The organism is Lyngbya sp. CCY1209 (genome assembly GCF_055795065.1).
The window spans coordinates 1-5,534 of record NZ_JAYFER010000159.1; the positions used below are offsets into that span (position 1 = coordinate 1).

Sequence of the window (5,534 nt, forward strand, 5' to 3'; positions counted from 1 at the left end):
GCGACTGAAGTCGCCGTTCGTTTTTCATCCACGCTTTAAAAAGACGTGGCTTTCAAACTCTCGTCCTTCTCTCGTAAAAATGGTTGAAAAAACCTGCCGGTGGACTTGATACAACCATTCATTGTATAAATTCAATATAGATGATAAACCTCCCCGTTGGAGCCAGGTTTTGTCAGATCTTTTGTCGAATTTTGTCAGGTTTTTTGTGAACCAATGTTAAGTTGTCAGATCTGAGGGGGATTTTGTCAGATTGAATGTCAGGAAAAACAAAATTGTGGTATAATATTATTCTTTTGTTTTCTCTCCTCACCGAAGAGCCAGGATTGTTAATTTTATTGAAGATCGGGAACTGATTGAACGAATCTACGATCGCCTTTCCAGTGTGAATCATGGGGGGCGATCGCATCTATCATCGGTCTAGTGAGTCGGTCGGGTGCAAACCGCGATCGCTTTTCCTCACAGGCAAGATGCCTGTGCTACCAAAGGATTCGGGGCCGGGGGTGCAAACCGCGATCGCTCGTCGGCAATGGCGAAAGTCCGATTTCCCGAGTCCCGAGTTTCGATTCGAGCGATCGCGCGATCGCAAAGTCTGAGATGATGGATAGAAATTGGAGACTATCGATTCCGAACCAGACAAACTTCTATGCGAATCGCGCTTTTCACGGAAACATTTTTACCGAAAATCGACGGCATCGTTACGCGACTGTGCCACACCGCTGAACACCTCAGCCGCGCGGGGGACGAAGTGTTGATCGTCTCTCCGGAAGGGGGACTGACGGAATACAAGGGATGTCGAATCTACGGCGTTGAAGGATTTCCCCTGCCGATGTACCCGGAACTGAAAATCGGACTCCCCCACCCCGGCATCGGTACCAAATTGGCGGAATTCCGCCCGGACATCATCCACGTCGCCAACCCCGCCGTTTTGGGCCTCAGCGGCCTGTACTACGGCAAAAAACTCGGCATCCCCCTCGTCGCCTCCTACCATACCCACCTGCCCCAATACCTGCACCACTACGGCCTGGGGATGCTCGAAGAGTTCCTGTGGGGGCTGCTGCGGACGGCCCACAACCAGGCGGCCCTGAACCTGTGCACCTCCACGGCGATGGTTCAAGAGTTGCGGAACCACGGCATCGAGCGGGTGGACCTGTGGCAGCGGGGGGTCGATACGGAGCTGTTCCAACCCCACCGGGCCAATGCCGAAATGCGCGATCGCCTCACCGAGGGCCACCCGGAGAGCACCCTGCTGATTTACGTCGGGCGCCTGGGGGCGGAAAAAGAGGTCGATCGCATCAAACCCATCCTGGAGGCCATCCCCGGCGCCCGGTTGGCTTTGGTGGGAGACGGCCCCAACCGGGAGGCTCTGGAGGAGCATTTCGCCGGCACCCCCACCCACTTCGTCGGCTACCTGCGGGGCGAAGCCCTGGCTTCCGCCTACGCCTGTGCCGATGCGTTTATCTTCCCCTCCCGGACGGAAACCTTGGGGTTGGTGCTGCTGGAGGCGATGGCCGCCGGGACCCCGGTGGTGGCGGCCCGCTCCGGGGGCATCCCCGATATCGTCACCGACGGGGTGAACGGCCACCTGTTCGACCCGGCGGACGAAAATGGGGCGATCGAGGCCACCAAACGGCTGCTGTCCCGCGGCGCCGAGCGGGAACTGCTGCGACAAAATGCCCGCCTGGAGGCGGAACGCTGGGGGTGGGCGGCGGCGACCCAACAGTTGAGACGCTACTACCAAGCCATTCTCGCCCGGGAGTCCCTGCCGTCAGTTGCCTAGTTTCGAGGAAACCCGTAGACTTGAGACAGGGGGCGGAGAATTCCGCCGTTCCCTGTCCGCCACCCGGACAGGTTCCCAGGACTTCGGGTCCCGGAGTGGCGATCGCATCCCGGCGGGACAACAATTTTGTTCTCCGTTTCTCGGAGATCCCGCCACCGGTCGAGATCGAGCCGGATCTCGATCTTTTTTACTCCTGAATCGGGGGTTTCATCCTTCAATTTTGAATCCTTTTTGAATCCGACCCCGACCCATGACCCTCTCCAACGCCGGTAGCATTCTCGCTACGTTGACTCAAGTCAATCGCATGGGCTTATTGGCCGATCGCGTCAAGCATCTGCCGATGGGGGAATTTATCTGCATTCTGGATTTCATCACCGCCGAATTTCAGCAATTTTTGCGGGCGATCGAATTAATTAATAACGAGGCGATCGAAACCCTCCTCGAACAACTCCTCGACGCCTTCACCCTCAAAATCGGCCAAATTCTGGAAGCCGATCGCACCACGATTTTTCTGATCAACCGCAACAAAGGGCAGCTCTGGTACAAAACCCTCCCCGACACCGACGGCGAGCCGGGATCGACCCCCCGAGAACACACCGAAGAAGTCCGCCTGCCGATGGACACGGGAATTTTGGGCCACGTTGCCCGCACGGGACAGGCGATCAATATCGGCGACGCCCACACCTGTCACCTGTTTGACCCCGCCGTGGACGAACCCCACGGATACCGCGCCCGCAGCATTCTCTGTATGCCCATTTTCAGCACCCAGAACCCCTCTGAACCGGTGGCGGTGGTGCGGCTGCTCAACAAGGCGGGCGATCGCGGTTTTACGGAGGAAGACGAGCAGCAATTTCGCTCCTTCGCCGACTCCATCGGCATCATCCTGGAAAGCTGCCAATCCTTTTTCGTCGCCGCCCGCAACCAGCGGGGTGTCGCGGCCCTTTTAAAAGCTACCACCACCCTCGGCCAAAGTCTGGATCTCGAAACCACTTTGCTGTCCGTGATGGAACAGGCCCGGGATCTGATGCAGGCCGATCGCAGCACGATTTTCTTACTCAAAAAAGAAACCCAGGAACTGTGGACAAAAGTGGCGAAAGCCGACGGCAAAACAATGGTGGAAATTCGCATCCCCGCCAACAAGGGCATCGCCGGTTACGTCGCCTCCACCGGCCAGGTTTTGAACATCACCAACGCCTACACCGACCCCCGTTTCGACCCCACCACCGATCGCAAAACCGGCTACCGAACCCGCAACATCCTCTGTATGCCCGTCTACAACGCCAAGGGGGAATTGATCGGCGTCACCCAACTGATCAACAAGCACAAGGGCAGTTTCACCAACTCTGACGAAGAATTTCTCCGGGCGTTCAACGCCCAGGCGGGCATCGCCCTACAAAATGCCCAGTTGTTTGAAAATGTGATGGTGGAGAAACAGTACCAAAAAGACATCCTCCAAAGCCTCTCCGATGTGGTCATTTCTACGGATTTACAGGGCCGCATCGTCACCATCAACGATGCCGCTTTGGAACTGCTCGGATGTCCCCGCCGCCGCGCCCGCCACCGCCAGATCCGCCAATATTGGGAAGACCATCTGAGGGGGCAGTACATCTGGGACGTTCTCCCCATCGAAAATTTGCAACTTCGTCTGGAAGATAGCCTCAAATATGCCGCCCGCCATTTCGTCCCCGAACAAAGTTTGACGTTGGGGTTGGTGGAAGTGACGATTCCTGAGTTTGGGGAGGAAATATCGATCCCGATTTTGGTGGTTCCCGATCGCGACAATCCCGATATTTATTACCCCTGGAGTCGGGGAAAGGGCGAGCGATCGCCCACCTATTCCACCCCGGAGATCCGCCAACTCGAACGCAGCATCAACCTCACCGTTAACCCCCTCACCAACCCGGAAGGCGGCGTGCGCGGGGGGTTGGTGGTTCTGGAAGATATCAGCCGCGAAAAGCGGATGAAAACCACCATGTACCGCTACATGACTCCCGGTGTCGCGGAGCGGGTGATGGCCCTGGGGGAAGATGCGCTGATGGTCGGGGAACGGAAGGAAGTAACAATCCTTTTTTCCGACATCCGGGGTTACACTACATTGACCGAAAATTTGGAAGCCTCCGACGTGGTGGCGCTGTTAAATCAGTATTTTGAAACGATGGTGGAGGCGGTTTTTTCCCACGAAGGAACGTTGGATAAGTTTATCGGTGACGCGCTGATGGCGGTGTTCGGGGCGCCGCTTCCGCTGCGGGACAATCACGCTTGGATGGCGGTGAAGTCGGCGTTGGATATGCGGCGGAGATTGAAGGAGTTCAACGAATCCCGCCCCACTGAACCGCAGATTCGCATCGGGATCGGCATGAGTTCGGGGGAGGTGGTTTCGGGCAATATCGGCTCCCAAAAACGGATGGATTATACGGTGATTGGAGATGGGGTGAATTTGAGTTCCCGTTTGGAACAATTGACTAAGTTATATGGCTGCGATATTATTTTAAGTGAGATGACTTACGAATTGTGCGGCGATCGCATCTGGGTGCGGGAGTTGGACAAGGTGCGGGTGAAGGGGAAAAATAAGGCGGTCAATATTTACGAGTTGATCGGCTCAAAATCCCTGCAATTGGGCGAAGAAACCCACGAGTTTTTGGAATATTACAGTTTGGGGCGAGAAGCTTACTTGGAACGCAATTTTTCCGGGGCGATCCGACACTTGGAAATTGCCCGAACCATGCGGCCGGACGATCGCGCGGTGGAAATTCACATCGCGCGATCGCAAAACTACTTGGAAAATCCCCCCCCGGAAGATTGGGACGGGATTCACACGATGACGACGAAATAGCGGGAGTCGGGAGTCGGGAGTCGGGAGTCGGGAGTCGTTTTGGGTGCGTTCCCCACTATCACCGACCGATTCAACCGATCATAAATGAGTGGGAACGCACCCGACAATTAACTCCCTATTGCCTCTTGCCTCTTGCCTCTTGCCTATCCTAATATTAGCTCTTTTATCCCTTCAGGTAAGCCAACATGGTGTCGGCGTCGGAGACTTCAAAGGGGTCGGTGGGGCAGTTGTCGCCGAAGTCGGGCTCGATGAACATTTTCTCGATTTTGCCGTCGTTGACGACCATCGAATAGCGCCAGGAACGCATCCCGAAGCCCAGGTTGGACTTGTCAACCAGCATCCCCATTTTGCGGGTGAATTCGCCGTTTCCGTCGGGCAGCAAAAACACTTTGTCGGCGCCCTGCTGTTTGCCCCACTGGTACATGACGAAGGCGTCGTTGACGGAGATGCAGATGATCTCGTCGATGCCTTGGGCTTTGATTTCTTCGTAGAGTTCCTCGTAGCGGGGGAGGTGGGTGGAGGAACAGGTGGGGGTGAAAGCACCGGGGAGGGAGAAGACGACAACGCGCTTGCCGCCGAAGAGCTCTTGGGTGGTGCGATCTTGCCAGCGGAAGGGGTTGGGGCCGCCGACGGACTCGTCGCGGACGCGGGTTTTGAATACAACGTCGGGTACTTTGTCGATAACCATAGTTCCTGTTTCAGCTTGATTGAATGTTTCTGAACTCAGAATAATTCTGATTTAGAGTGTTGTAAATGAGTATTTGTACTTATTTTCTGGAATGATTCTGATTTAAAGTTGACTCTCAATTAAAAGGATCTATAATAGATGAATAGATAGACTTAGAACGAGTCAGCACCCCCGGCTGAAGCACGGGGGCTTCGTGCCCTCCCCTTCAGGTAGCTGACCAGCTATCGCCTTAACTG

At 55.6% G+C, this 5,534-nt stretch carries 3 protein-coding genes; 2 read left to right on the forward strand and 1 reads right to left on the reverse strand.

What is annotated here, in order from left to right; translation table 11 throughout:
- Nucleotides 1–643 precede the first annotated feature (643 nt).
- The gene (locus AC0QHF_RS02170) at nucleotides 644–1,777 is read left to right on the forward strand and encodes a glycosyltransferase family 4 protein (protein WP_324702540.1); all 1,134 of its coding nucleotides are present in this window, start codon (nucleotides 644–646) and stop codon (nucleotides 1,775–1,777) included.
- A 250-nt stretch (nucleotides 1,778–2,027) separates the two neighbouring features.
- Nucleotides 2,028–4,610: a GAF domain-containing protein gene (locus AC0QHF_RS02175; RefSeq protein ID WP_324702541.1), complete on the forward strand. Its 2,583-nt coding sequence runs from the start codon at nucleotides 2,028–2,030 to the stop codon at nucleotides 4,608–4,610.
- 163 nt (nucleotides 4,611–4,773) lie between these two features.
- On the opposite strand, the gene AC0QHF_RS02180 is transcribed toward AC0QHF_RS02175, so the two are convergent.
- Entirely contained in the window at nucleotides 4,774–5,298 is a 525-nt protein-coding gene (locus tag AC0QHF_RS02180) for a peroxiredoxin (RefSeq protein ID WP_324702542.1), read from the reverse strand.
- Nucleotides 5,299–5,534 lie beyond the last annotated feature (236 nt).

What these genes read in the sequence shown, in the direction of transcription:
- AC0QHF_RS02170 (WP_324702540.1), top strand. Translation starts at nt 644, where the DNA reads ATGCGAATCGCGCTTTTCACGGAAACATTTTTACCGAAAATCGACGGC.
- AC0QHF_RS02175 (WP_324702541.1), top strand. Translation starts at nt 2,028, where the DNA reads ATGACCCTCTCCAACGCCGGTAGCATTCTCGCTACGTTGACTCAAGTC.
- AC0QHF_RS02180 (WP_324702542.1), bottom strand. Translation starts at nt 5,298, where the DNA reads ATGGTTATCGACAAAGTACCCGACGTTGTATTCAAAACCCGCGTCCGC.